The 2,115-nt window shown below is 68.8% G+C and carries 3 protein-coding genes; 2 read left to right on the top strand and 1 reads right to left on the bottom strand.

The features are described 5' to 3' along the window. Positions 1-90 precede the first annotated feature (90 nt). A complete protein-coding gene (locus tag ACFYR3_RS45705) occupies positions 91-747 on the bottom strand; it encodes an SDR family oxidoreductase (RefSeq protein ID WP_389288350.1) in 657 nt (218 codons plus the stop codon). Between the two features lie 119 nt (positions 748-866). On the opposite strand from ACFYR3_RS45705, the gene ACFYR3_RS45700 reads away from it, so the two are divergent. After that, the gene (locus ACFYR3_RS45700) at positions 867-1,334 is read left to right on the top strand and encodes a hypothetical protein (RefSeq protein ID WP_389288348.1); all 468 of its coding nucleotides are present in this window, start codon (positions 867-869) and stop codon (positions 1,332-1,334) included. Beyond that, a complete protein-coding gene (locus ACFYR3_RS45695) occupies positions 1,331-1,966 on the top strand; it encodes a hypothetical protein (protein WP_389288346.1) in 636 nt (211 codons plus the stop codon). The genes ACFYR3_RS45700 and ACFYR3_RS45695 overlap by 4 nt, the downstream gene beginning before the upstream one ends. Positions 1,967-2,115: the final 149 nt, after the last annotated feature.

The raw sequence follows: 2,115 nt of genomic DNA, 5'->3' as shown, positions 1-2,115 counted from the left end.
CGGTCCGGCAGCAGCGGCTGGATGCGTGCCCACTGGGCGTCAGTCAACGACACACATCAACCAACGATCCGATGATCCGAAGGAAACGGCCTAGTTCCCCGCCACCGACTTCACCGCCACCGTGATCGGTGTCGAGCCGCTGACCGCTTCCAGGGTCAGACCGGCAGTGGCCGGGGTGTCGACCAGTTCGGCGAGGACCGCGGCGACGTCGTCGCGGGGGATCATGCCGCGGCCGGTGGAGGCCTCCAGGCGTACGAGGCCGGTCCCGGCGTCGTCGATCAGGCCGCCGGGACGCAGGATCGTCCAGTCCAGGCCCGTACGCCCGCGTACGTATTCGTCGGCCTCGCCCTTGGCGCGCAGATACGCGTCGAAGATGTCGTCGCCCGGGTGGGCCGGGTCCGCGCCCATCGATGAGACGACCACGTGCCGGCGTACGCCCGCGCGCTCGGCGGCGTCCGCGAACAGGATCGCGGCGCCCTTGTCCACCGTCTGCTTGCGGTCGACCCCGCTGCCCGGTCCCGCGCCCGCCGCGAAGACGGCCGCGTCCGCGCCCTGCAGATGCGCGGCGACCTCCTCCACCGACGCCGACTCCAGATCGCACAGGACCGGCTCGGCACCGGCCGCCCGCAGATCGTCGCCCTGCTCGGCACGGCGGATGATCCCCGCGACCTCGTCCCCGCGCGCGGAGAGCAGCCGCTCCAGCCGGAGCGCGATCTGACCATGACCACCAGCGATGACAATGCGCATGTTTCCGACCGTACGCCCGGATGACCGCGTTCGCCGCACAACCCTGTGGACAACTCGTGAGTCACATGGGTGATCACTGTGGATGCACCGGTGATCGCCGCGAGAACGAGTGAAGACGAGTGCACACGCGAACGAAGGAACGCCGTGCGGGTTCGTACGGTGTCATAGAGGAGACCATCATCACCGTCATACGCAAGACCGTCACCGCGGTCGGCTGCACCGCTGTCCTCCTCGCCACGGCGGCCGCCTGCGGCACGGTCCAGAACCTCACAGCCGGGCAGAAGGTGGACCACGCCGTCGAACAGATCGGCGAACAGAAGTCTCTCGCCTTCCAGTTGGACCTGGATGCCGATGCTGGCGCGATCAACACGCTCATGGGCGAGGCCAGTTCCGACGAGCCGATGCCGCCGGAGTTCGCGAAGTTCGTCAGCGGGCTGCGCGTCGACGTCTCCGTCAAGTCCAGGAAGGCACTGGCGGATTCGGGCCAGAAGGACCTCATCGGGACGAGCGTGAAGATCACGGGGACGGCGGAGTCCTGGTCGAGTACCGGGTCGTCGGCGACTTCACGTACTACCGCGCCGACATGAAGGCCGTCGGCGAGGCGATGGGTGTTCCCATGCCGTCGGCCGACGATCTCCCCCCGAGCGAGAAGGAGATGAAGAAGGTCCTCCAAGGCGACTGGGTGAAGGTCGACACCAAGGAACTGGAGCGCACGCGGAAGTCCGTCGGGGGCGGCTCGAAGGGGGCCGCCGGTGCCGGCGACATCGACGCCAAGACTCAGAAGAAGGTTCTCGACGCCGTGCGCGGTGTCATCGGCCGCGAGATCACCTTCCGGACCGGGAGCGGGGCGGACGGCGTCGAGCACGTCGTCGCCACGGGCAACGTCCGCGACCTGCTCACCGGTGTCTTCGACAAGCTCCGTCCGCTGCAGGGCGACCTTCCGGCGGGCGCGGAACTCCCCTCGGCCAAGGACCTCAAGGACGCGCCGAACAAGAAGGTCGCCGTCGACTTCACCCTGAAGAACGGTGACCTCCGGCAGATCAGGGTCGACCTGGCCGTCCTCGCCGACAACCCGAAGACCGCCAAGCTGCCCCTCGTCCTGAAGTTCTCCGAGGCGGGCGACATCAGCGCGCCGTCGGGAGCCACCGAGATCCCCGCGAGCAAGATTCCCGGGGGCAGCCCGCTGGGCGGCGCGTTCCTGGGCGGCGACGAGCTCTAGCGCGCGGACACCCGCCCGCGAAAGCCTTCCCCGGCAGCCGGCCCGTCCAGACCCCCGGGGGGGTGCCCCTATCTGTTTCGTCAACCCTGGCGTGGGTGGTCCGTAAGGGTTCGTGCTGGTTTTCGGGAGCGTCCCGCGAAGCGGGACGC

Source organism: Streptomyces sp. NPDC005784, from assembly GCF_042871525.1.
In the GTDB taxonomy this organism is placed as follows: Bacteria; Actinomycetota; Actinomycetes; order Streptomycetales; family Streptomycetaceae; genus Streptomyces.
Note: the sequence above shows the minus strand (reverse complement) of the source record. Positions and strands in the feature narration are given on the sequence as shown.

Excerpts from the sequence above, each read along its gene's own strand:
- ACFYR3_RS45695 (WP_389288346.1), top strand. The coding sequence starts at position 1,331 with ATGAAGGCCGTCGGCGAGGCGATGGGTGTTCCCATGCCGTCGGCCGAC.
- ACFYR3_RS45705 (WP_389288350.1), bottom strand. The coding sequence starts at position 747 with ATGCGCATTGTCATCGCTGGTGGTCATGGTCAGATCGCGCTCCGGCTG.